This window comes from Bacteroidota bacterium (genome assembly GCA_016194975.1).
Lineage (GTDB): Bacteria > Bacteroidota > Bacteroidia > Palsa-965 > Palsa-965.
In genome coordinates this window covers 231285-256333 of sequence record JACQAM010000023.1, presented here as the reverse complement: position 1 = coordinate 256333, position 25049 = coordinate 231285, and the positions used below count along the sequence as shown (strand labels likewise).

The following is a 25049-nucleotide window of genomic DNA, read 5'->3' as shown; positions in this document are numbered from 1 at the left end:
TTACCTGCGATTCCCCATCAGGCGGAGAAGGAAAAGAAAGATGTTGAGGAAATCGAGATATAAAGTAAGCGCGCCCATAATGGAAAGTTTTCCTGCGGCAGTATCGCCTCCGTTCACATTCGCTCCTATGTTTTTCAGTTTCTGAACATCCCAGGCAGTAAGCCCGGTGAAAATAATGACACCTGCAATGGAAATAAGGTAGGAGAATCCCTGGCTGTGCATGAAAAAATTTACAACCATCGCGATCACAAGTCCAATCAATGCCATGTAGAGAAAGGTGCCCATCTTCGAAAGATCTGCTTTGGTGATCCATCCCATGAACGCCATGGTGCCGAACATTCCGGCTGAGATGGCAAATGTTGCTCCGATCACATTCATCTGGTAGCGCAGAAATATTGAACTCAGCGAAACACCGTTCAGGACTGAATACAACATAAAAATACCAATGAGCACCGGCAGAGAAAAACGCTGAAAGCCGAGCGACATTGCAAAAACAAGAATGAGCGGGGAGAAAATGCAGAGGTAACCGAGTCCGCTCCATCCAACTACATGCCCGTCCTGCACATTGTAAATGAGTGCCGACAGCGATGGAATGCTGTAAAATAACCAGGAAGTAATTGCGGTGAAGAACAGTGCGCCGGACATCCATCCGAACACCTGTGTCATAAATGAACGCGCTGCAATTTCAGACGAATTCTGTGTTGCAAACTGGTTCATGTTGGTTTGTCTGTAATCCATAGTGGTGATTTTTGGTTATGTAAAGTTACGTGAAAAATAATCTTTTGGTTGAGCGTTTAACGGATTTTAAGACGGAGTTTTCAGCGCACATACACTCCTGAATAGACAGAGTCGTATTTGAGCGAATTATATTTTAAAGCATATTCCACTGCGGAACGAAGATCTTCGGGAGTTGAATAATCGGAAGAACCGAGTCCGCCGCCAGTGAGGATATTGGAGAAAAGAGTATCCTTCGTTTTGCCGCGATGAAGATCGAAATTGGCGATAATGAATTTCAATTCGTCGATCGCTTTCCCGTCGGCATCAGTTTTTAAAAGACTCATGAATTTTTTTCCGTCGATGATCGTTACGAATCCGCTGTAGCCGTCTTTTTCTTTTCTCGTGATGTCGCCATCCTGCACTTCTCCGTCGCGGACAATCCGGTACATGGTGTCATTGAGAATTGAAAATTTTATGGATTCAGTTTCGCCGGCCGGCATATTCAGTTTGAAATAAGTTCCAATGAAAGAGGAATCGGTTTTCAATTCCGCTCTTAAACTCAGCGGAACAGAAACTTTCATCGGGCAACCGGCGAGGATGATAACAGGAAAAAGGAAAAAATATTTTTTCATCAATGCAACTTCGAACCGATGAGTTTGATGAATTCCGAACGTGTAGTTTCATTGAGGAATTCGCCGGTGAAAGCAGAAGTTGTAGTTACTGAATTCTGTTTCTGAATTCCGCGCATCTGCATGCACAAATGCTGCGCTTCAATAACAACGCCGACGCCAAGCGGTTTCATTGTATTCTGTATGCAATCGCGGATCTCATTGGTAAGCCGCTCCTGAACTTGTAATCTGCGCGCGAACGCGTCTACCACGCGCGGAAGTTTACTCAAACCAACAATGCAGCCATTGGGAATGTAGGCGATGTGCGCTTTCCCGAAAAAAGGAAGCATGTGATGTTCGCACAGCGAATACACTTCAATATCTTTCACAAGAACCATTTGCGAATATTCTTCTTTGAACATTGCCGAGCGAAGAATTTCTGTGGGATCGAGATCATAACCGTGCGTGAGGAACTGAATTGCTTTTGCAACGCGCTCAGGAGTTTTCTGCAAACCTTCGCGCACCGGGTTTTCACCGATGTCTTCCAGAATGAGTTTGTAATTCCCTGCAATTTTATCGGTACGCGATTTATTGTACTTGTCAATTTTTACGTAACCGAATTCTTCTTCAAGGCCGTTTCCGTTCATAAAATTGGTTCCTTTCTTTTAAAAATTTTATCCGCCGAAATATTCCACAGAATTATTTTCCGTTTCAATGAGTTTTACCGAATGTAATTGCACGTTGTGTTTTTTCAGCGGTGACTCCAGTTGTTTCCAGATCGCGACCGCCACATTTTCAGTCGAGGTCATAATACCTTTCATAAAATCGACATCGATATTCAGATTTTTATGATCCACTTTATCAATCACGTTTTCGCAAATTAATTTACTGAGATCTTTCAGGTTCATGAGGTAACCGAATTGAGGATCGATCTCTCCTTTGATGGTAATGAAAACTTCGTAGTTGTGCCCGTGCCAGTTAGGGTTTGCACATCCACCGAAAATTTCCATATTTTTTTTCGGACTCCAGTCTTCGCGATACAATTTATGCGCGGCAGTGAAACGCTCTCGTCGTGTGAGGTAAATCATGGTGTAAAGTTACGGGTTATTGGGTTATTGAGTTATTGGGTTATTAGTAAGGAGTGAGAGCTAAAAAAATAGCCGGGAATATTCAGAAATAATAATACCCTGTTACCCTAATACCTGAACCCGATACCTTATTACCTTAGCCCAATGAAAATATTATTAGTCTCGGCGACCTACATGGAAATCTCTCCACTCTTCGCCCACATGAAATTCATTGCGGAAAATGGCCCGCGTATGAAAAAATATTCTCTCGGAAATAAAGAGATCGATTCGCTCACCACCGGCGTTGGAATGATCGCGACGGCTTCGTGGTGCTCGCATGTTCTTGCCACGAATAAATATGATCTCGCCATCAACTTCGGTACGTGCGGAAGTTTCGATCGTTCACTCGATCCGGGAATGCTCGTGCATATTGTTACCGATCGCATTGCGGAACTCGGCGCCGAGGATGGAGAAAAATTTCTGACGGTGAATGAGCTGAACCTGCTCGGAGAAAATGAACTTCCGTTCAAATGGGGGCAACTTGTGAATCTTGCTCCGCCTTCAAATCCCGTGATGAATGCAATTGCTACCGTGAATGGAATTACGGTGAATAAAGTTCATGGCAATGAAAAAAGTATTTCGGAAACCGTGAAGCGCTGGAATCCGCATGTGGAAAGCATGGAAGGCGCGGCATTCATGTACGCGTGCATGACGCACGATACCGTGTTTGCGCAGGTGCGTGCGGTGTCGAATTTCATTGAGAAAAGAAACCGCGATGCGTGGAAAATGGCAGAAGCAATAAAAAATCTCAGCACAACGGGACTTGAAATTCTTAATGCGTTTTAATTTTCGTTTTTTTCGCAGTTCGTAATTCGTAAATTTCGTAGTTCGTAGTTCGCCAATTTCGTAGTTCGTACAGTAGTAAATTTCGTAGTTCGAGAATTTCGTAATTCGTACAGTAGTAAATTTCGTAATTCGTACAGTAGTCATGAATATTTCTCTCGGTTTTTCTCCCTGCCCTAATGATTGTTTCATTTTCGATGCGATCGTCAACAAGCGCATAGACACGCAGGGAATTGATTTTGATTTGGTGATGGAAGATGTGGAGACATTGAATAAAAAAGCTTTTCATTCTGAAATTGATATAACGAAACTGAGTTTTCATGCATTCGCGCATTGCACGGAAAATTATTTTCTCCTGAATTCAGGAAGTGCGCTCGGGATAAATTGCGGCCCATTACTGATCTCAAAACGAAAAATTTCAAAAGAAGAAATTGCGGAAGGAAATTTGTGCATCGCTATTCCCGGAAAATTTACGACAGCTAATTTATTATTCGGACTTGCTTTTCCCAATGCAAAACTGAAAACGGAAATGATCTTTTCTGAAATTGAAAATGCTTTGTTGAATGAAAAAGCAGACGCCGGGCTCATCATTCACGAAAATCGTTTTACTTACGAAGAGAAAGGTTTGAAAAAAATAATCGATCTCGGCGAATACTGGGAAGAAAAGACCCGATCGACAAGCTCAGGGCAAGCGGGCCACCCGATTCCTCTTGGCGGAATAGTGATGAAAAGAAAATTCTCCAATGAAATTCAGCATCGCGTGGATGCGCTCATACGCGCGAGTGTGGAGTACGCGTTTGTGCACCCGGATGCGTGCATGCCTTTTGTGCGCGCACATGCGCAGGAGATGAGCGAAGAGGTGATGATGAAACACATTGAACTTTATGTAAATGAATTTTCTGTCGATCTCGGAAAAGAGGGGAGAAGTGCGGTGGAAGAATTATTTTCTACAGCGAAAAAGTCAGAAATAATTTCTGCGATTGGTAAAAATATTTTCCTCGACTGAATGCTCTGCTTCCACGAAATCGTGGTGGTGCGCGGGAATGTGCGGTAGCCCTCTGTGGTTAAACCGTCAGAAGCATTACCTAATCCTTAACTTCGTTGCTCATGAATGTATTTCAGGAAATCGTAAACGATCCGGAGCGCGCTCTCCTCATCATTCTCAACCTTGTGATCATTGAAAGTCTGCTTTCTGTTGACAATGCTGCGGTGCTGGCGACGATGGTGCTGGATTTGCCGAAAGAGAAACGAGGGAAAGCATTGAAGTATGGGATTCTCGGCGCTTACGTTTTCCGCGGAATAAGTTTAGTGCTTGCTGTTTATCTTGTAAAGATCTGGTGGCTGAAAGCGGCCGGCGGCGCTTATCTTCTTTATCTCTCTGTAAATTATTTTTCATCGCGCGCCACTCCGGAAAAAGAAGATGATACGCTGAATAAAAATGAAAACTGGTTGTATAAAAATACCATCGGGAAACTCGGCGTTTTCTGGTCGACAGTTCTGCTCGTTGAAATGATGGACATGGCTTTTTCAATCGACAATGTTTTTGCGGCAGTTGCTTTTACGAATAATATCATTCTCATCTGCACCGGTGTTTTCATTGGAATTCTCGCCATGCGTTTCGTTGCGCAGGGATTTGTAAAGCTCATGGAAAATTTTTCTTTCCTCGAACCGGCGGCGTTCGTTGTCATTTTTATTCTCGGCGTAAAACTGATGATGAGTTTGTGGACGCGCTTCAACCCGAATTCACCTCTGGCAATTTTTCTCGAAAGCCATGAAGCGGATCTTTATGTTTCCATAGGAACTGTTTCTGTTTTTTTGTTGCCGGTGATCACGTCGTTTGTTTTTGGCTATCCGAAGAGAAAGTAGCAGGCAGTAAAATTTAATCTGTAATGGCTGCAGCGATTTTATTTTCCGGGTACAAAAACAGAATATGGTCACTGATTATTCAGCCGACCGGGCCGAGAAGCACAGCAGTGAATTTAATGCAATGCAGCCGCCACGATTAGCCCCGGCCAACGGACGGGAACAAAGAAAATTTAAAGCGGTGAAGTACCGCTTCTGAAAAATAATCTTGAGAACATGAATGTGTTTTATAATTTTACAGAGAATTTCAAATCTTAAATCCGAATGAAAATAGTAACTGGCGCAGCAGGATTCATCGGTTCATGTCTCGTTTCAAAACTTAACGAGGAAGACATCGAAGACCTTGTTCTGGTCGATGATTTTTCAAACGAGCAGAAACTTCCGAATCTCAATGGTAAATATTATCAGGAACGGATCGATCGTGGTTTGTTTGAAAAATGGTTCTTGAAAAATGCTTCTGAGATCGATGTTGTTTTTCACATAGGCGCGCGCACGGACACGACGGAGTTTGACAAAAAGATATTTGATGAACTGAATGTGGCGTATTCGAAAATGATCTGGAATATTTGCGCTGAAAATAATATTCCGCTCATCTACGCTTCTTCCGCCGCAACGTATGGACTCGGTGAATTTGGTTACGACGATGATCATTCGAAAATTGAAAAACTGAAACCGCTGAATCCGTACGGCGAATCGAAAAATGAATTTGATAAATGGGTTTTGGGACAAAGTAAAACTCCCCCGAACTGGTACGGGTTGAAATTTTTCAATGTGTACGGGCCGAATGAATATCACAAAGGAAGAATGGCTTCGGTGATCCTGCATGCGTTCAACCAAATTTCTTCTTCGGGTGAAATGAAATTATTCCGTTCGCACAAACCTGAATTCAAAGACGGGGAACAGTTGCGCGATTTTATTTATGTGAAAGATGTGGTGGAAGTAATTTTGTTTTTATACCGCAATCATCCCGCTTCCGGAATTTACAATCTCGGCACCGGTAAGGCGCGTTCATTTCTCGATCTCGCACACGCAACTTTCAAAGCAATGAATAAGGAAGAAAAAAATTCTTTCATTGATACGCCGGCCGATATCCGAAACAAATACCAGTATTTTACAGAAGCGAATATGCATAAGCTGAGGGATGCGGGATACAAAAACGATTTTACTTCGCTCGAAGAAGGAGTGGGGGATTATGTGAAGAATTATCTTGACAAAAAGGAATTCCTCTAACGCGTGGAATCAAAAAGCATGCGGTGATTTTTTATGGAGCGGGAATGAGTTGTCAAGCTATTTTTACTCTTTGGTCGAGCAGTTCAATATTGAAATTTATTTTAGCGTTCAAAGCTTTAAAAACTTTTATGATAGTTTCAAAACGTGCGTCTGTCAAACTATGTTCAAGTTTTGAGATTTGAGCTTTTTGTACTCCAACGAGATCGCCCAATTCTTCTTGAGTCAAATGTCTTTCCTTTCTTGCTCTTTTTATTGCTTCGCCAAGAAGGTCAAGGCGCAATTCGCTTTCAAATTCGTCACGTTTTTTGGTGCCTTTTTTACCAATATGTTTGTCGGTAATTTCGTCTAACGAATAAAGTTTTAATTTTTTACCTGTTTTCATTTTGTATGAGTTGTTTGGTTAAAATATTGTTTTCTTAATCGCTCTGCTTTGTCAAGGTTAGCGAGCGGTGTCTTGTCAGTTTTTTTAATTATTCCATGTGTCGCAATTACTATGGTATTTGATTTTTCTCTGTTGTCCCAAAAAGCGAAAAGTCGGTATTTTGTTTTTTTATACAAAGTCCTGAATTCCCAGATGTCGCCAGTAAGTTTTTTAAAAAGTTCATTATCATTAATAACTTGTGCTTTACGAATATTATAAATGATTTTTTCGCGAGCTTTGAGGTCAAGTTTTGCAATGAATTCGTCAGCGTCTGCAAGGAATTGAACCTTAAATTTTTCTGTCACAACCGATTTTTATACAAATATACGAGTTTCTTTATTAGGAAACAAATTTAACTTTGTCATTGGTGTCAAGGTTGCGCCTAACGGTTTGCGGGTTTAAGAAGTTGGCGATTTCGGTGTACAAAACTGTCAACCTGTAATCTTAAAAAGTGGATGAACTACAAAGTGAAAAAAGTAAAAGTGGTGGCGATGGAGCTGAGGAAAAATGGAATTCAGAACACGATGAACATTTTTTTGTTCATTATGAACATTGTTTTTCGCTGGAAAATATTTTCCGTTTGTCATTAACAGAAAAAATTGTGTTGTGAACTTTTGTGGAGCGGGAGCGAGTTGCGCTATTCGGGCGAATAGGAGAATTATTTTTTGAAAAGGGAAGTTGTGCCTGCCCGACCCAAACCGGGCGGGCAACGGGCACCCGTGTTAGGCGTTCGTACTTTATTCTGCAAGTTCATTTAATAGTTTTTTCGGAGCATAATGAATTTTAAAACCTTTCTCTAGTGATTTTTCTACAAGTTTTTTGTATTCTTTCCATGTAGTTTCTTTGTCTGTATATTGCAAAAGCTCATTAAAAGTCAATATTTCATTGTTCCGAATTTCAAAAATATCCCACTTAGAATAGTCTTTAGGATTCATTAAACAGCAAACAGTCTGAACTCGAATATTGTTAATGAATACCTCTAAATCACAGATTGCTTTTTCCAATTTGTACTTCAGCCAATCCTTATCCGCAATGTCAGAGACATGGAAAATATGAACAGTGTTCTTCAACTTGTTTAATAATACGATTTCAGTTGAACCACATAAATTTCCTATTTGAATAAAATCGTCTGGAACTTCTGGTCTGAATTCACTATCAAATATTTTTATGGTTTCCAAGCTGTCCAAAAAACTAAAAGGTTTTTCAAACTCTTCATCATCACCTTCAATAATTAGGTTTGCTGGTATGGCTAGTAAATCGTTACCAAATATTTTAAAGGAATGAACTCGTCTAAAATTTTCTGGAAACAATAAAAGTCTTTCCCCAGAGAGTTCAGATTTTTCTGAAAACGCACCAAGCTGTTTTTCAAGTTCCTTCAATTTATCTGTCATTTTTATTGCCATTAGTCCTTTTTTTAGGCTCATCTTGTATGACGCCTAACTCGTTTATAACCCTGACGTTTTCATCCTTATCTCTCCAATTCGGGCGGATAAGCCCGACGAATTCAGGGTTTATCAAATATAATCCAAAGCACTTAGAATTCCATATCGCCGAACGGACTTTTGATATCCTGTATGCTTTTTGTACTTACATGAGAGTATATCTCCGTGACCCTACTGCTGCCATGGCGGAGGGCGGTCCGGAATATTGCCGAAGAAATTACGCCCGGCAATTAATTTCTAAAATTAATTTTCCGGAAATTGCTGCTTCATTCTTTTTTCCATCTCCATCGCGATCGCTTTTCCATCTTCTCCTTTTTCTTTCAGCTTCGCAATAATATTGAGATAACTTTTCTTATCCCGATCCTGGCTGAGTTTGAAAACAGTATCGATCTCTTTTATTTCAATTTCGAATGCGACTATAGCATTCATCACTTTCTGTTTGAAAGCTTCCGGAATATTATCATACGTCGTCGTTGAACTCTTATCATAATTCTCAAAATGTAAAGAGGTCAAACGCAAAACATCTTCCAATGCAGCGTCGTCAAGAAATCTGATCACACCTTTCACATGCACGCTCATATAATTCCATGTCGAAGGCAAATGCGGATCGCTGTACCACGTAGCGCTCACGTACGTGTGCGGGCCATTAAAAACCGCGAGCACATTTTCATTATGTAAAAATGCTTTATGATGATCCGTATTTTTCATGATATGCCCGCGTAGTATTTTCTTTCCGTCTTTTTCTTCAATGAAAACAGGAACCTGCGTTGCGATTGGTTTGTTCTGTGAATCGCAACCGGTGAGAAAAGCGAAAGGGTGTTGATCGATAAATTCTTTGATGACCTGTTCGTTTTTTTCTTTGTGATAAGGAAGATCGTACATAAAGTGAAATTTTATTTCAAAACAGAACTCACGGCTTTCTCACTCTGCAATCATCAGCTTTTCGACGGCAAGAATTTTATTGTCCTGCACGAGCTGGATAAAATAAAATCCATCTGGTAAATTATCTCTTTGAAGGGTGATGGTTTGGCCCAGTCCAATTGTTCCTGCGTTAATCGTTTTTACATTCTGTCCAAGATCGTTATACAATTTTACTTCTGCACCACGGATCTCCGGCCCGTTTATTTTTAGTGTGGCAGTTTCACTGAAGGGATCAGGATAAATTTTTACAGAATAAGAATCGGCGTCAGCAATATTTTGCGAAGACGACAAAACGTTATTCCAGCTATAGAAAACCGGAACGTCGTTGTTGAGATAGATCGTGTAAGAACTTCCAACGGCAATCGAACTTTGTTGCACGAGTGAATCGCAGTAAGTAGGATAAAGCGAATCGCATGCAAGAGGAATGTCCCATCGGTAAAGTTGTCCTGGCCCCGTGATCACAATACTGTCAGTTGGATTCGTTGACCACGCCACATTCATTCCTAATGGATTGATGATGTAATGATAAAGCTGCGGATCACTTTCAGGAATATTCTCCACTGTGTCGGCTGACGAATTTGAAAAAAGATCTTTCGCCAGCCAGCGATAAACGTAGTAAGAAGGTTTGCGCACGCTATTGATGCTTAACAGATCGAGATCGCCGAACGTTGCGCCCCAGCCGGAATATTCGGGTCCGTGATTCCAGTGCATTTCACTTACACCATTTGCAAAACCGGTGATGAAATAATAAACAACATAAGATGCATTATCGCGCACAAGCAATGTTGGTAAACGGCCATCTGTGTCAGAAGAATTGTGATAAATATTTTCACATGCGGGGCAGTACGGACCTCCGCCTTCCATAAAAACAACCGGCTTTCCCTGCGCAGAATCGCGCAACCATGCTACTACTCCGGGAATATCATTCCAATAACCGTACATGTGCACATCCACTTCGTCATACATTGCATTATTGAAAATATATTGTACGTTTCTCCTGTTGCTTTGAAAACCAGGGATCATAATAATCTGTGGTGGCGTTACATTTTGAGTTGATGTACAATTCTGGCTGAGGCAAAGTGTGGGCTGATTAAAATAATTTTCGGAAAAAGATTCTTTCGCACCACGTGGATCAATTCCTGCAAAACAAATTACTGAAGAAGGTTGTTGTGTTTTGATAACGCGGTAGGTCATGTTTACCAATTGAACGAATTGCTGCGCATTTGCGAGTAACGTGTCATTGTATGAGCTGCACCACACGCGCTGCCATTCCTGTCCCACAACTTTCCATTCTTTCACAGGATAGATAAGCCCGTTCATGTCATTGGTAGTATCTCCATCGTACCGGTCGACCAACGCCTGCACAAAAATTTTCCATTGCGCGGTGTCGCTTCCAACAGGCATCCATGAAGAACCGTTATCACTCGTGGGATTGAGATGTGAATCGTACGCACATGTTCCGGGAATACTATCCTGCGAAGTAAGCGGGCTGGTGCAATTAATGACGATCATCGTACGCAGGCCGAGTGTTTGCGCATTCTGAATTCGTGTGTCGAGTAAACTCCAATTGAAAGTGGACGACATGTTCTGCTGAATATCGCGCCAGCTTACAAAAGTGTAACTCACCTCAGCGCCAAGATCCTGCGCGATGAACGGATTATTTCCGCTCGAATAAAATCGCTGATTAAGTTGTGCCGGAGAAAGGGTTGAGAATAAAATAAACGCAGCGAGTAAAAAGTTTTTCATCGTACAGTTTTTTTGAATTATGAGTAAGACCACGCTGCGCCTGCAGGGTTTAAATTTAATCCACGAACATACATGAAGCAAAAAAATGTTTCTCTCAAGGAAATGCCAACTGCCGCTACTTCTTCTTCCCGCCCTTCGCATTCTTCTGCGCATCGACCAATTGTTTTTGCCGTTCGCGTTGCGCTTTCTCCAATCGCTGCATGAAACCCGATTGCTTCACAGGTTTCTTTTTATTCTCGTCGATCTTCGCTCGAATCGCATCGTGATCCACGAATCTTTTCATCACTGCCATTTGTGTGAACGTGATCATGTTGCTGATGAAATAATAATAACTGAGCGCCGAGGAATAACTGTTCAGGAATCCGAGGAAAAGTATGGGCATGATGTAGATGAGCCATTTCATTCCTGGAAGTTGTGCGCTTCCGGGTTGTAATGTCTGTTGGTTCATCCACGTGTAAAGAATAGTAGAAACGGTCATGAGCAGTGCAAACAAACTCATGTGATCGCCATAACCGGGAACATTGAAACCAAAATTCCAGACAGAATCATAAGTGGAAAGATCGTGTGCCCACAAAAATCCATGCTGGCGTAATTCATACGCCGAAGGGAAAAGTCGAATGAGTGCGAAGAGGATCGGGATCTGCAGCAACAAAGGAATACAACCAGCAGCAGGATTCACCCCGGCTTTTTTGTAAAGCGCCATTGTCGCTTGTTGTTTTTTCAGCGGATCATCTTTTCCAAATTTCGCATTGATCTCATCGATCTCCGGTTTAAGCACGCGCATTTTAGCTGAAGAGAGAAATGATTTGTAGGCGATCGGGAAGAGAACGATCTTCACAATGATCGTGAGCAGGAGAATTACAATTCCGTAATTCGCGATGTTGTCGCCGAGCCAGGAAAAAAGAGGAATAAAAATGTAACGGTTGATGCCGCCAAAAATAGACCAGCCGAGATTGATCTCGCGTTCGAGATGGAGATCGTAAGATTTAAGATCGCTGTATTTGTTCGGCCCGAAATAAAAATTCATTGCGAAAGATTCTTTTGCTGTTTTCCTGAATGGAACCGGAACAGTTGCCGACATGGATTTCACCGTGAAAGGATCGGAAGGTGTGTGAATGGAAGCTTCACCGTTGTTGGCGAATTTTGTTTTCGCAATGAGAATGGAAGAAAAATATTGTTGCTTGAAAGAAACCCATTTCACATTCCCGATCAGTGATTTGGAATCTTCTCCGGTTTCTTTCAGATTATCCACACCATCTTCCCCGTCGAAATTATAGAAGACAGAAGCCACCATTTGCTGGTTCTTGAGGCTTTTTTCCTGCGAAGGAGTGTTCATTGCCCAGGTAAGGTCGAGTTGCGACTGGCCGTCATCGAGCAACTGATCAAGCCCTGCGAATGAAGTCGTGCAGCCAACGAGACTGGAATTTCCACGCAGCGAATAACGAAATTCGATGTAGCAGCCGGTTGTGTCAGGATACAACCTCATGGAAATGCTGTTGGAATCTTTTCCATTCACCCTGAATGAATTTCCGGCAGCGTGAAAATAAAGTGAATCGGTAGAGTAACGTTTTCTCTTGCGGTCGAAGAAAGAGAGGCCGAAGTGAGTGGAATCGTTGTTGAAAAGATAGAGCGGTTTTCCGTCCCACGTTTTTATTCCTTTCAATTCCACTCTTACGATCTTGCCGCCTTTGCTCGCGATATCGGCTTTCAGTCTTTCATTTTCAATCGTGAATACAGAATCAGTTCCTTTATGCGCGTTGCAGAAGATCCCGAAATTCTGTTTCTCCAGCGCTTTGCGCAACGAATCGGAATTGATGTTGGGATTTTTAGCCAGGAAATTCTTTATGCTGTCGTCTTTCTTTTTATTGAGCGCCACCTTTTCCGAATGATCGATCGAATCGAGATGAGCGATGGAATCGTCGATACGTTTTTGTGTGGCTGCTTCTTTATCCTTGTTACCGGAATTCCACGTCATCCAGAAAACGAGGATGAAGGAGATCATTACGAAACCTATAAGTGTTCTTCTGTCCATTTAAGCGTTATTGAGACCAGGAAATACGGGGCGATGCAAACTGTTTTAAGAGCGGGCAAAGATATGGAATAATGTGGCTTTCAGGTTTGATGATACCCTTTGAAAACAGTCGGATAAGCAATGAAATTATTTTAAAATGAAAGAGCCACGAAATATCGCGGCCCTGTCATAAAAAAAATCAATTACCAGATCAGGACACGGTCTTCCGGTTTGCGGTACATTTTATCTCCTTCTTTCACACCGAAAGCATCATAGAATTCCTGGAGATTTGAAAGCGGCCCGAGCACGCGGAATCGTGCAGGCGCATGCGGATTTGTTTTTACCTGGAAGATCACGGCTTTCGTTTTCTGATTGGTTCTCCACGCCTGCGCCCACGCAAGGAAAAATCTTTGCTCTGCAGTAAATCCGCAAATCTTCGCCGGTTCAGGTTTTCCCTCGAGCGATTTTTTGAAAGCATAATAAGAAATGGTGAGTCCGCCGAGATCGGCAATGTTTTCTCCATTGGTGAGATGGCCGTTCACATGAAGTTGCATGCTATCGACTGCAACGAACTGGTCGAATTGCGCGGCGAGTTTTTCTGTTTTATTTTTAAAATTCGTGCTGTCCTGTGTGGTCCACCAGTTCTTCATATTTCCATCGGCATCGTACATGGAACCCTGGTCATCGAAACCGTGAGTGAGTTCGTGCCCGATCACTGCGCCCATTGCTCCGTAATTCACCGCATCATCAGCATTCGGATCGAAAAAGGGCGGCTGCATTATTGCGGCGGGAAAAACAATTTCATTATTCGAAGGATTGTAATAAGCATTGATCGTTGCCGGCGACATTCCCCATTCCATTCTGTCAACCGGTTTGGAAAGTTTTGAAATATTGAATTTCATATCGAAGATATTCCCATTGAGAATATTTTTCATGTAGGAATCTTTTGTGATCATCAGCCCCGAATAATCTCTCCACTTATCGGGGAAAGCAAGTTTCCGCAGAATGGATTCCAGTTTTGCAAACGCCGATTTTTTTGTTGCATCACTCATCCAGTCTCTCGACTGAATTCTTTCTTTGTAGGCGGCTATAAGATTCGTCACCATTCCATTCACACGATCTTTTGCTTCCTGGCTGAAATGTTTCTGAACATAAATCTGGCCGAGCGCTTCGTTGAGTGCGCCCTGCGTGTTACCGAGAACACGTTTCCATCTTTCCTGTTGTTTCTGAATTCCGCTGAGCATTGTTCCGAAAAAATTGAAATTTTCATTCGCCACCGCGCTGTGCAATGCAGGCGCGCAATTGTGTACGAGCGCAAAGCGCAGGTAAGCTTTCCATGCATCGAGCGGAGTAGATTTAAGCATGTGGTTGAACTGGCGCAGGAATGAAGGTTGCGTGACGATCACAAAATTCACAGCAGGAATGCCCAGCGCAGTGAAGTAAGTATTCCAGTCAAAATCGGGACACAACTTCATCAGATCCTCCTTCGACATTTTGTTATACATTTTTTCAAGGTCGCGTTCTTCTTCTGCCGACATGGAAGAATCGGCGAGCATGGATTCGATCTGGAAAACTGCTTCACCGTTTTTCTTCGCAGTCATTTCATCATCACCCATAAGCTTGAACATATTCAGCAAATGAACTTTGTAAGCTTCGCGGAAAGGTTTGGTTTCTTCGGAAAAATAATATTCTTTTTCCGGGAGAAAAGTTCCGGATTGCCCCACGTAAAGCGCATTGGTTTTGCTGTCTTTCATATCGGCAGTAATGCCCATGCTGAATCCAGCCGACATTTCCATGGAATGAAGTTCTGCTATCTCTGCATTGAGAGACGCGAGGTCTTTTATTGCGTTAATGTGGTCGAGGTATTCCTGGATCGGTGCGAATTTTGCATTTTCAACTGCAACAGAATCCATTCCTGAGCTATAGAAATCACCAATCTTCTCTGCATTCGATCCTGCAGGATTATTTCCTTTTGCTGATTCTTCACAAATAGCTCTCAGATCTTTTTTGCTTTTATCAGCAAGAATATTGAAAGCACCCCAACTGTTTTCAGAAGAAGGAACCGGGTTATTCTTGAGCCATGTACCATTCACATATTGGTAAAAATCATCCTGCGCGCGAACGCTTTTGTCGAAATTGGTGGTATCGATGGCGTTGTTGGAAGTGGCTGCCTGTTCGTCGGGATTACAGGAAGAAAATGTTGCAACGAAAGCAAGCGGAAGAAAAAAAGGAAGAAGAGTTTTCATGATCTGGAATTTGAGTTGATTTTCGTCAATGAAGTTGTGAAAATAGGAAAAATGAAAACGCCGCCGACACATTATTCCCGGCGGAAGATTTCCGTTGTGAATGGTGCATTTCCGGCTATAGAAAACCGGGTTTTGGAAGGGATAATGGCGTATTGATACATTTGTGTGTGCGAACGCTGTTTTGTTTTTCCTTCCTGTTCCTTTTTTTTTCCTGCGAAGAAAAAACAAAAAAAGATCCGTCTCCGCCGGACAGTTCCATTCCGATTGAGAACGATTCTCTCGTAAATAAATCATTTCTGGAAAAAGCAAATTCAGATTCTGTTACGGAAAAAAAAATGAGTGAGCTGGAAAAAAAACTGATGGAAGCCGGGCTCATTAACGTGAAAGATCTGGATTCCACAATTAAAACAGAATTGCGTTATTCCACGATCAATAATTTCCTGAAGCTGGATATGTACGGCGATTTCGATCAGTGTTACCTGCAGAAAGATGTGGCGCAGAAATTAGCCGAAGCGCAGAAGTACCTCAGGAAAAAATTTCCATTCTATTCGCTGATCGTGTATGATGCGGTGCGGCCACAGCATATTCAGCGCATGATGTGGGACACGCTTCATCTTCCGCCGGGCGAGCGGCAGAAATATCTTTCCAATCCGGGAAAAGGTTCTTTGCACAATTATGGTGCTGCGGTTGATCTTTCCATTATTGATGAGCATGGAATTCCGCTCGACATGGGAACCGATTTTGATTATTTCGGTGACAAGGCACAACCACAGAAGGAAAATGAATTACTTGCGAATGGAGAATTGACACAGTATGAAATTTCGAATCGTGAAATTCTCCGCGAAGTGATGCGTCATGCCGGATTTTTCGGGATACAAACCGAGTGGTGGCATTTTAATTCGTGTACGCGCGAACGTGCAGCAGAAATTTATAAAATGGTGGAGTAGGTGAGAGCGATCAGAAAAGATGAAACTTCTGTTTCTGGAATTCATCAAAATTTTTGTACCCGCCGTGATGATCGCCGAAATTCATACGGTAACCGATCATGACTTCGTGCGAACCGCTGTGTCCTTTTCTTAAAGGAGAAATTCCAATATCGTAGGAATAAATGAATTGAAAATGATCGAGGAGAATGTATCCTGCTTGTAAAGCGATGGCATCTTTAAGACGCCATGAAACTCCACCCATGAATTTTTCACGGTAATGCACACGCAGGTTGTAATTGATCATGATCGGAAGGCCGGTAACATATTCAGCCATGAGATTATTTTCCCATACATATTCAGGGTTGCCGTGAAAATTGTATCCGCAGGTGAAAAAATAATGCGGCACATAACTCACGATCGATTTTTTCGTGGTGTCATTCAGATAAAATTCCGATTTGTTATTGACCATCGAAAGAACACCGAGCCCGAAATGAAAACGATCGTTGTACAATAAAATTCCGGCGCGCGCATTTGTTTTCCGTTCCGAATCTGTAATCGTATTATCAACGGCCGGATCTCCGGTCCAGTGCGTGGTCATCTTCGATCCGTCTATCGTGTACTTCATGAAATCTGCACCGAATCCGGCGGAGAATTCCACATCTGGAAAATGAAGATGATAAGCTGCAGTGAAGCCGAGATCTGTTCTGTTCGTTGGTCCCGTTACATCTTTGAACATAGTAGTACCAATGCCCAAACGGCCTTTCCACAAGCGGCTGTGTATTCCTGCGAATTGAGTGACGGGCGCATCTTCAAATCCAACCCATTGCTTACGATAAACGAGTCGCGCATCCAGGTCACCGCGCGTTCCTGTGTATGCGGGATTCAATTGGAAAAACATGGAAGGATAGCCGGTATAATCGGGCAATTGCTGCGCAGAAATTTTTACGGAAAAAAATCCGGTGGACAACAGCATCAAAAGAAAATATTTTTTCATGATCACCGGACGATTGTAATTGATTTATAATATTTCGCAGAGCCATCACCTGGATCAAGTACTAAGTAATAGGTTGCCTCCGGAAGTTTGTCCCCGTAATTGGTTCCGTCCCATCCCGGGTTGTTCGCATAACCCGTCATCGCAAATACCTCCTGGCCTGTGCGCGTGAAAATCTCAATGCGGTTGTTCGGATATTTTCCGATGTTCCCGATGTATAAATAATCGTTCACTCCATCATTATTCGGAGAAAATGTATTGTAGAAATAAAGTTGGTTATCAGGATGAACGGTTACAGTAACAGTATCGGCGCTAATGCAACCATTTCCGTCCTGTGCATACATCACGTATAAAGTTGTTGTGAGCGGTTCCACTGTAACCGGGTTCCCCTGTGAATTTGAAATAGAATTATCGCCCAGCCAAACGTAATTTACTCCACCTGTTCCGGTGAGAATAGCAGTTTGTCCTTCGTTGATGGTGGTTGCGCAACATGCATCAACAACAGGAAGAGGATTTACAGTAACAGTAACAGTAGATGTTTTACTGCTGCATGTGGTACTTGTAATCGTAACGGAATAAGTAGTGGTGATGGTTGGATTTGCAGAAGGTCTTGGGAATGTTGCATTGTTGAGTGTGGAGGTCGGCGTCCACGCATAAGTTACACCACCGGCCATACTGTTCCATACCGAACCAAGCATGATGGTATCTCCAATGCAAATGCTGGTATCGTTTCCGGCGTTGTAAGCCCAAATCGGGTTGAGATCAACAAAAATAGAATCGCGTTTTACAGTTCCGGTTGCGTCGGTCACTTTCAAATAATACCATGTGGGCACAGCTGGATTCACACTTGGATTAGCAATTGTTGTATTGTTGATGTTCACGTTTGGAGTCCACAGGTAAGTGTAGGGAGTGGTTCCACCGGATGCGGTTGGAGTTCCACCGAGGGTGACCGATGCGCCGGGGCAGATCACGGTATTATTTCCGGCAAATACCACGAGCGGTTGTGCATTCATTTTTGTTACGAATGCAATGGAGAAAACAAAAATGAAAAAGTTCGCGGGTAACTTCACGTTAATCGATTAACAAGAAACACAAAGATAAGATTTGAAGGTGATTTCAGAAAAGACGTGAAAAGTTGAAAATCGTTTGCTGCAGATTCAATTTACAATGGAATTATTCATCCCTCATATCGATGGTTTGCTTTACCACGTGCGTTTTTGTATCGAACTGAAAAGTGGAATCGGCAACCACAAGATTCGGAGTGAAAGTCTTCACGGCATAGGTGGTAGTTGATCCATCTTTATTCAGGAACACAACTGTTGTGATCTGTTTTTTCACTTTGTCGATCGTGAGTTTTACGGTATGATAATTTTTCTTATCAGGTTTTTCCGGGTAGAGATCAATGTACTGGTAAACCACGCCATCCTTGGTTTCTTCTTTGATGAATTTGTATTTGAAACCTTTTTCATGAATGGTAAAAATATCATTGGGAGAAATGGTATTGTCATTTTTCTTTGCAGCAGGATCCGGGGCATTATCAATGGTGAGTTCGCCGTCTTTCTCTGTATAAACCCATGTAGTTTTTCCGTCGTTGTAATATTCCTCTTTGTAAACTTTGTCTTTCACTTTATTGTCGAGTACAATCTTGTACTTGCCGCTTTTCATCACCACATTGCCATCTTTAACGTCGCTCGTTCCGTCTGCTTTTTTTGTGGTGATGCTGAACGTTGCAGTAATGGAGGAATATGCTTTCGCTGTTGCACTCACATCATCAAGAATAACTTTGGCTTTCGGATCGTAATTCGGATCGTTTGCCTGGGGCTGCGCGTGGAGCGCGCATGCGAGAAGTATAGCTGGAAATGCTGCAATGATTTTGACGGAGTGGATCATGACTTGAGTAACGTTAGTTGATTCAATAATTCCAAAAAGCGTTCCAAAGTTAGGAAACTCGCAGCGTCCGTGCCTGTTGTTGATGAAAAGTCTTGTTAATTAATACCCTTCACGCCACATCGCCCTTCTTCCCGGTATTAATTTGCACGAGTTTTTCTTCCAGCGCCATCAGATCTTTGATCAAAACTTCTCTTGCTTTACTTCCTTCGAATTTACCGATGATGCCGGCCGTTTCGAGTTGATCCACAATTCTGCCTGCACGGTTATAGCCGAGTTTCAGTTTCCGTTGCAGCAGCGATGCAGATCCCTGCTGCTGATTCACCACGATGCGCGCCGCTTCTTCAAAAAGAGAATCACGATCGCCTTCATCAATCTCAAACTTTCCGTCGGCAGTTTCATCCACATATTCCGGCAAAAGAAAAGCATCAGGATAACCACGCTGATCGCCGATGAAGCGCGTTATCCTTTCCACTTCAGGCGTATCTACAAAAGCGCATTGCAGGCGAATGAGATCGTTGCCGGTTGAATAAAGCATATCGCCTTTACCAATGAGTTGTTCTGCTCCGCCCGAATCAAGAATGGTGCGTGAATCGATCTTGGAAGTTACGCGGAACGCAATTCTCGAAGGGAAATTCGCTTTTATGGTTCCTGTGATAATGTTGACTGATGGACGTTGTGTAGCGATGATGAGATGAATTCCTATTGCACGCGCGAGTTGCGCAAGGCGCGCGATGGGAGTTTCAACTTCTTTGCCCGCGGTCATGATCAGGTCTGCAAATTCGTCCACAACAAGAACTATATAGGGAAGAAACTTATGTCCGTTAGCAGGATTCAGTTTGCGATGAATGAATTTTGCATTGTATTCTTTGATGTTGCGCACTTGTGCTTCCTTCAGCAAATTATAACGATCATCCATTTCAATGCAAAGCGAATTCAGTGTATGAATTACTTTTTTTGTATCGGTGATAATCGCTTCAGCCGAATCGGGAAGTTTAGCAAGGAAATGCCTTTCGATCCTGTTGAATAAAGTGAGTTCTACTTTTTTCGGATCAACAAGGACGAATTTTATCTGCGCCGGATGTTTTTTGTAAAGCAATGAAACAAGGATCGCATTCAGCCCCACAGATTTTCCCTGTCCTGTTGCGCCGGCCATCAGCAAGTGCGGCATTTTACCGAGATCAGCAATGAAAATTTCATTCGCAATCGTTTTTCCCAAAGCAACCGGGAGATCCATTCCTGTATTCTGAAATCGTTCAGATGCCATGAGCGCTCGCATCGGAACAACCTCCGGATTCATATTCGGGACTTCAATTCCTATAGTTCCTTTGCCCGGAATAGGAGCAATGATGCGAATGCCGAGAGCAGAAAGACTGAGTGCAATATCATCTTCCAGGTTTTTGATCTTGGAAATGCGGACTCCTGCAGCAGGAATTATTTCATAAAGAGTAACAGTCGGGCCGATCGTTGCTTTGATTTTCTCAATGGCAATTCCATAATTGCCGAGTGTTTCCACGATACGGTTTTTATTCAGCGTCAATTCTTCTGTATTCACATTCGGTTCACTTCCTGACGCATAATTTTCAAGCAGCTCTATTGACGGAAACTGGTAACCGGAAAGATCAAGTGTGGGATCGTATTCACCGAATTCACGGACCAGATCATCCGACTTAGCACCGATCTCATCGGCGCTCAATTCGCCGGAATTCTCTTTTTTCTCAATGGTGAACTGGATATCGTCATTGCCGGAAAGATCTTTCGTTACCACTTCCTGTTCTTTTCCTCCGGTTGTATTGAGCGGAGAAATGATATTGTCGACCGGCAATTCGATCACGGGCACTTCTGTTTTTTCTTCCTGTTTTATTTCCGGAATAATTTCTGTTTCTTTTTTTTCTTCTTCATTTCTGTGAATGATGAAAGAATTTTTCAGATCATTTTCTTCCGCTGCCAATTCACTTTCAGCAACAACTTCCGGCTCTTTTTTCTTCAACCATGCGAATGATAAATTAAAATTTACAATCAGGAAAACCAGTAGTGAGAAAGCGAGGAGTAAACCGGTGCCAATGGGGCCCACTACAGAATTCAGCCACGAGCTGCTTTCGAAACCAAAAACTCCGCCGGGAAAAAAGAATTTATTTTTAAAAACAAATCCGAGAAGGATCGAGCCGAAGAGCAGGGCGTAAATTCCGTACGAAAAAGTTTTTCTCAACGGGAGCAGGCGGATATGGGCAAGCAGGCGCAACCCGAGTACAAATCCTGCCATCGGGAAGAAGAAAGAAGTTACGCCAAACCAGTTGTGAATGAAAATATGAGAGATGAGTGCGCCTAATTTTCCGAGTACATTCGAAACCGAAACATCGGAAGCGAGTAAAGTTCCCAATGGCCCCATCACTTTATCCTGGTCGGTTTGCCACGAAAAAAAGTAGGAAACAAATGCGACTGTGAGATAAGGAGCAATAATAAAAACGAGAAATGCGCCGGTAATGCGATGCAGTTTCTGATCGGTGCGCAGGCGCGTAATGAAATTTGCAATGGGATTTCCTTTTTTGCGGCGCGGTGCGGATTCCGTATTCTTTTTCTCTTTCGGTGAATTTTTCTTTTCCGGTTCAGTATCTTTTTTGCGCGATCTCGTTTTTTTTTCTTCTTCCTCTTCAATATCCAGACCGGGATCCTCTTCGGACTTTTCCGGTTTTTTCAAGGATTTTTTTTCCCTAAATTCATTCCGTACGGTTTTGAGGGTTTCATTTTCTTTTTCCGCCATGGTATAAAACGCTTAATGAACAGATAAAATTATTCCTTGCCATGCCGCCGGGAGGAGCACCACAGAAATGTTATGAACTTTTGCCTGTTTACAGGAAATTAATCGAAGAAACCAGAGAACATTTTCTCGATTTCTTTATTCTTCACCTTGGTATATTCCGGGGCAACGGTAAAGAAATTATCATCAATCTTCGATTCAGTGACAGAGGAGGCGGTGAAGTGTAATTTGAGCCCGTATTTCTTCAGTGTATAATCCATCAGTACCCCATCGATCTTGTAATAAGCGTTCGACCAATTGGGATTTTTTATAGAGATGTCATGCGTTAACCAGACCTCGGTGGACGGGGAACCATCAACAAATTTCAGAACCGCATTCACACATTTGCAACCTGCAATTTCTTTCGTTTTATTGCCATACTCAACAGTGTAATCCGGAAAATAATAATTAGTTTTTGCGATCTCATCCATATCCATCACACTTTGTTTTTTCTCGAGAAAATAGACCTGACTGAGAAAAATTTTTTTCACAGGATCAGAAATGAATTTCATTCTCACGAATCCCAATCCGGCTTCAAGTTCTGCTGCCGAATAATCGTTCTTGAAAGTCACCGTCATTTTATCCGGCATGGTCATCGAAGAAAAATCTTTTCCATCGACCACGCTCGCTTTGTAGGAAATTATTCCTTCGCGAATATGTTTCTTGAAAATTCCGGTTTTAGGATTGAAAAGCAGAAAACTCAAGCCCGCGATGAGTGAGATAAAAAGGAGAAGAATGACGATTCTTTTCTTCGAAAAACGCGAGCTCATAATTTTTCGGGTCAATGCTGGATATTCAGATTCGGCGAATCTGTCATACGTCCGTTTAGGACGCGGCAAGGTAAAGATAAATTCCGAACGGCGGATTGGCTTTTTCCCCTCTAATAGCCGAGCGTTTTGAGCATGGATTTAAAACTCTGCTCTTTGGCAAAAAGACGAGTTACTACTTCACCTTCTTCGTCTTTGTCAATGATCACGTGCTTCGGTGCAGGAATAAGGCAGTGCTGAATTCCACCGTATCCGCCAAGTGATTCCTGGTAAGCACCGGTGTGAAAAAAACCAATATACAAGGGGTCCTTTTCACCCTGGCTGGCCTTAGGGAGAAACACCTGGTTGGCATGCGCTTCGGTATTGTAAAAGTCCATACTGTCGCAGGTAAGGCCTCCTAGATTAACATTCTGATATTCTCTTTCCCAGTGATTTATGGCAAGTAATATAAATCTTTGGTTAATACCCCATGTATCAGGAAGAGTTGTGATGAAAGAACTATCGATCATATACCACAACTCGCGGTCGTTCTGCAATTTTGTATCAATCACGGAATAGAGCGCCGCACCACTTTCACTCACAGTGAATGATCCGAATTCGGTAAAAATATTCGGCTCAGGAATTTCATTGTTGTCGCAGAAATTCTTGATCTGCGAAATGATTTCTTCGATCATGTATTCATAATCATATTCGAAACCCAGTGAAGTTTTGATCGGCATTCCACCTCCAATATTCAGCGAATCGAGAGATGGACAAATTCGTTTAAGTTCCCAGTATATTTTCAGGCATTTTGCAAGTTCTGTCCAGTAATAGATCGTGTCTTTTATTCCCGTATTGATAAAAAAATGAAGCATCTTCAATTCGAACTTCGGATTCGAACCGATCTTTTCCTTGTAAAACTGGATGATCTCACTATGGCGAATTCCCAATCGTGAAGTGTAAAACTGAAAATTCGGTTCTTCTTCAGAAGCAATGCGGATACCCATCTTCATTTTCGACCCCTTGAAATATTTTGCATAATAATCGAGCTCCGCTTTATTGTCAAGCACCGGAAGAATATTGAATCCGTCATTAGCAAGATCGGTCACCATCTGCTGGTATTGCTTGCGTTTGTAACCATTGCAAACCACAAAATGTTCTTTCGTCATCAACCCTTTTTTGAAAAGTTCTTTCACAATATTGATGTCGTAAGTAGATGATGTTTCCAAGTGCACATCATTCTTCAGTACTTCTTCCAGCACAAATGAAAAGTGAGAACTCTTTGTGCAATAACAATAGGTATAACTACCTTTGTAATCCACTTTTGCCATAGCAACGTGGAATAGCCGTTTTGCTTTCTGGATCTGCTCACTGATCTTGGGAAGGTAAGTCACCTTCAATGGTGTACCATATTTTTTGATAATATCCATTAATGGTATATCATTGAAATACAATTCATTTTCCTGAACGGAAAATCCTTCCTGGGGAAAATTGAACGTTTGTTCGATCAAATTCTGGTAGGTGTTTTCCATAGCTACCGGATTGAGAACAGAAGATGTGGGTGAGTTACTTGTGCGTGTGTGCATGATATGTAAGTGAGTTGCTTTGAAACAGAACACAAAAGTAAGAGATAATATGGCCTACAAAAAAATAAAATTCATTGAAGTCAAATCCGAGATTGGAGCTGGAACCAGGGGAGCCAGTCTTGGGGTAGATGCCATTAAAATTGCTGCACTTGATTATGGCTCCAGCATGTTTCGCCAGCATGAGTCTGTTGAAATCAAGAACGAGAATAACCTGCTGTTTGAACCCACAGCGCAACCTTACGCCAAGAGGATCAAGGGAATGATCACCATGTACGAACGGGTGGCAAGCGAAATTCAGAAAACCCTTCGTTCAAACGGCTTTCCTATTGTACTGGCTGGCGATCATAGCACGGCCGGAGGAACCATAGCCGGAATAAGAATGGCTTACCCCAAAGCAAGACTCGGAGTGATCTGGATCGACGCGCATGCCGATATCCATTCTCCATGGACCACACCATCAGGCAACTTGCATGGTATGCCGATAGCCGCATCGTTAGGTGAAGACAACGTGGCGAACAAGATGAATAAGCCGGATAAAGAAACGATTGAGCTCTGGAAAAAACTGAAAGAAGTAGGAGGTGTTGTACCCAAACTTCAATACAGGGACCTCGTTTACGTGGGTGTGCGCGATGTGGAACCGGAGGAGACTTCTCTTCTGAAAAAGCATAATGTAAAAATGTTTACTACGAATGAAGTGAAGAGACACGGAGTGGAAAGAATTGCACGCGACACACTCGCTCATCTCAATCAGTGCAATCTAATTTACATTTCATTCGACGTGGACAGTATGGATTCATCTATTTCAAAAGGCACAGGCACCCCCGTTCGCAATGGTATTACTGAAAAAGAAGCCGGTTCTCTTCTCGTGCGGCTTATTCAGAATGAAAAAGTCTGCTGCTTCGAATTATGCGAAGTGAATCCTACTCTTGATAAAGAAAACCTAATGGCGGAAAATACTTTTGAAATTCTTACCAAAGTTGTTTCGCAGATCACTTACTGAT

The 25049-nt window shown here is 42.4% G+C and carries 24 protein-coding genes; 7 read left to right on the top strand and 17 right to left on the bottom strand.

Translation table 11 applies throughout. The annotated features are described in order from the left end of the window. The 4 genes from HY064_15565 to HY064_15550 all read right to left on the bottom strand — a co-directional run bounded on the left by HY064_15565 (position 1) and on the right by HY064_15550 (position 2413). Positions 1-738, bottom strand: a complete 738-nt coding sequence (locus tag HY064_15565; protein MBI3512075.1) for a Bax inhibitor-1/YccA family protein — start codon at positions 736-738, stop codon at positions 1-3. Positions 739-818: 80 nt separating this feature from the next. Further along, positions 819-1349 carry a hypothetical protein gene (locus HY064_15560; GenBank protein MBI3512074.1) on the bottom strand — a complete coding sequence of 177 codons (531 nt, stop codon included), beginning with the start codon at positions 1347-1349 and terminating at the stop codon, positions 819-821. Next, positions 1349-1972, bottom strand: a complete 624-nt coding sequence (gene folE, locus HY064_15555) for a GTP cyclohydrolase I FolE (protein ID MBI3512073.1) — start codon at positions 1970-1972, stop codon at positions 1349-1351. The genes HY064_15560 and folE overlap by 1 nt, the downstream gene beginning before the upstream one ends. Before the next feature lie 27 nt (positions 1973-1999). Then, a complete protein-coding gene (locus HY064_15550; protein MBI3512072.1) occupies positions 2000-2413 on the bottom strand; it encodes a 6-carboxytetrahydropterin synthase in 414 nt (137 codons plus the stop codon). A gap of 144 nt (positions 2414-2557) precedes the next feature. On the opposite strand from HY064_15550, the gene mqnB reads away from it, so the two are divergent. The 4 genes from mqnB to rfaD all read left to right on the top strand — a co-directional run bounded on the left by mqnB (position 2558) and on the right by rfaD (position 6328). After that, entirely contained in the window at positions 2558-3238 is a 681-nt protein-coding gene (mqnB, locus tag HY064_15545; protein MBI3512071.1) for a futalosine hydrolase, read from the top strand. A gap of 142 nt (positions 3239-3380) precedes the next feature. Next, on the top strand, positions 3381-4241 hold the full coding sequence (locus HY064_15540; GenBank protein ID MBI3512070.1) for a 1,4-dihydroxy-6-naphthoate synthase: 861 nt from the start codon (positions 3381-3383) through the stop codon (positions 4239-4241). 101 nt (positions 4242-4342) lie between these two features. Then, positions 4343-5101 carry a TerC family protein gene (locus tag HY064_15535; GenBank protein ID MBI3512069.1) on the top strand — a complete coding sequence of 253 codons (759 nt, stop codon included), beginning with the start codon at positions 4343-4345 and terminating at the stop codon, positions 5099-5101. A 261-nt stretch (positions 5102-5362) separates the two neighbouring features. Beyond that, positions 5363-6328: an ADP-glyceromanno-heptose 6-epimerase gene (gene rfaD, locus HY064_15530; protein MBI3512068.1), complete on the top strand. Its 966-nt coding sequence runs from the start codon at positions 5363-5365 to the stop codon at positions 6326-6328. A 52-nt stretch (positions 6329-6380) separates the two neighbouring features. On the opposite strand, the gene HY064_15525 is transcribed toward rfaD, so the two are convergent. Further along, positions 6381-6710, bottom strand: coding sequence for a helix-turn-helix transcriptional regulator (locus HY064_15525; protein MBI3512067.1), 330 nt, complete (start codon positions 6708-6710; stop codon positions 6381-6383). Beyond that, positions 6707-7054 carry a type II toxin-antitoxin system RelE/ParE family toxin gene (locus HY064_15520; GenBank protein MBI3512066.1) on the bottom strand — a complete coding sequence of 116 codons (348 nt, stop codon included), beginning with the start codon at positions 7052-7054 and terminating at the stop codon, positions 6707-6709. Before HY064_15520 ends, HY064_15525 begins: the two co-directional genes overlap by 4 nt. Positions 7055-7200: 146 nt before the next feature. Between HY064_15520 and HY064_15515 the strand changes: the two genes are divergently transcribed. Further along, positions 7201-7359, top strand: coding sequence for a hypothetical protein (locus HY064_15515; protein ID MBI3512065.1), 159 nt, complete (start codon positions 7201-7203; stop codon positions 7357-7359). Between the two features lie 127 nt (positions 7360-7486). Here HY064_15515 and HY064_15510 read toward each other — a convergent pair whose 3' ends face one another. The 5 genes from HY064_15510 to HY064_15490 all read right to left on the bottom strand — a co-directional run bounded on the left by HY064_15510 (position 7487) and on the right by HY064_15490 (position 15115). Further along, complete coding sequence (locus tag HY064_15510) at positions 7487-8173, bottom strand: hypothetical protein (GenBank protein ID MBI3512064.1); 687 nt, start codon at positions 8171-8173, stop codon at positions 7487-7489. Between the two features lie 261 nt (positions 8174-8434). Further along, on the bottom strand, positions 8435-9073 hold the full coding sequence (locus HY064_15505) for an FMN-binding negative transcriptional regulator (protein MBI3512063.1): 639 nt from the start codon (positions 9071-9073) through the stop codon (positions 8435-8437). Between the two features lie 39 nt (positions 9074-9112). After that, on the bottom strand, positions 9113-10858 hold the full coding sequence (locus HY064_15500; protein MBI3512062.1) for a T9SS type A sorting domain-containing protein: 1746 nt from the start codon (positions 10856-10858) through the stop codon (positions 9113-9115). Positions 10859-10973: 115 nt separating this feature from the next. Next, positions 10974-12860 carry a membrane protein insertase YidC gene (gene yidC, locus HY064_15495; GenBank protein MBI3512061.1) on the bottom strand — a complete coding sequence of 629 codons (1887 nt, stop codon included), beginning with the start codon at positions 12858-12860 and terminating at the stop codon, positions 10974-10976. 212 nt (positions 12861-13072) lie between these two features. After that, positions 13073-15115, bottom strand: coding sequence for a M13 family metallopeptidase (locus tag HY064_15490; protein MBI3512060.1), 2043 nt, complete (start codon positions 15113-15115; stop codon positions 13073-13075). A gap of 167 nt (positions 15116-15282) precedes the next feature. Here HY064_15490 and HY064_15485 point away from each other — a divergent pair, with 167 nt between their 5' ends. Then, a complete protein-coding gene (locus tag HY064_15485) occupies positions 15283-16062 on the top strand; it encodes a M15 family metallopeptidase (GenBank protein ID MBI3512059.1) in 780 nt (259 codons plus the stop codon). 10 nt (positions 16063-16072) lie between these two features. Here the strand turns inward: HY064_15485 and HY064_15480 are convergent, their stop codons facing one another. From HY064_15480 to HY064_15455, 6 genes are all read right to left on the bottom strand, one after another. Then, on the bottom strand, positions 16073-17035 hold the full coding sequence (locus HY064_15480; protein ID MBI3512058.1) for a type IX secretion system membrane protein PorP/SprF: 963 nt from the start codon (positions 17033-17035) through the stop codon (positions 16073-16075). 2 nt (positions 17036-17037) lie between these two features. After that, positions 17038-18102 carry a gliding motility-associated C-terminal domain-containing protein gene (locus HY064_15475; protein ID MBI3512057.1) on the bottom strand — a complete coding sequence of 355 codons (1065 nt, stop codon included), beginning with the start codon at positions 18100-18102 and terminating at the stop codon, positions 17038-17040. 103 nt (positions 18103-18205) lie between these two features. After that, positions 18206-18922 carry an outer membrane lipoprotein carrier protein LolA gene (locus tag HY064_15470; GenBank protein MBI3512056.1) on the bottom strand — a complete coding sequence of 239 codons (717 nt, stop codon included), beginning with the start codon at positions 18920-18922 and terminating at the stop codon, positions 18206-18208. Positions 18923-19031: 109 nt separating this feature from the next. Next, positions 19032-21680 carry a DNA translocase FtsK 4TM domain-containing protein gene (locus tag HY064_15465; protein ID MBI3512055.1) on the bottom strand — a complete coding sequence of 883 codons (2649 nt, stop codon included), beginning with the start codon at positions 21678-21680 and terminating at the stop codon, positions 19032-19034. Between the two features lie 98 nt (positions 21681-21778). Then, positions 21779-22486, bottom strand: a complete 708-nt coding sequence (locus HY064_15460) for a hypothetical protein (protein ID MBI3512054.1) — start codon at positions 22484-22486, stop codon at positions 21779-21781. Positions 22487-22596: 110 nt separating this feature from the next. Continuing rightward, the gene (locus HY064_15455) at positions 22597-23994 is read right to left on the bottom strand and encodes an arginine decarboxylase (GenBank protein MBI3512053.1); all 1398 of its coding nucleotides are present in this window, start codon (positions 23992-23994) and stop codon (positions 22597-22599) included. Positions 23995-24097: 103 nt separating this feature from the next. On the opposite strand from HY064_15455, the gene rocF reads away from it, so the two are divergent. Further along, positions 24098-25048: an arginase gene (gene rocF / locus HY064_15450; GenBank protein ID MBI3512052.1), complete on the top strand. Its 951-nt coding sequence runs from the start codon at positions 24098-24100 to the stop codon at positions 25046-25048. Position 25049: the final 1 nt, after the last annotated feature.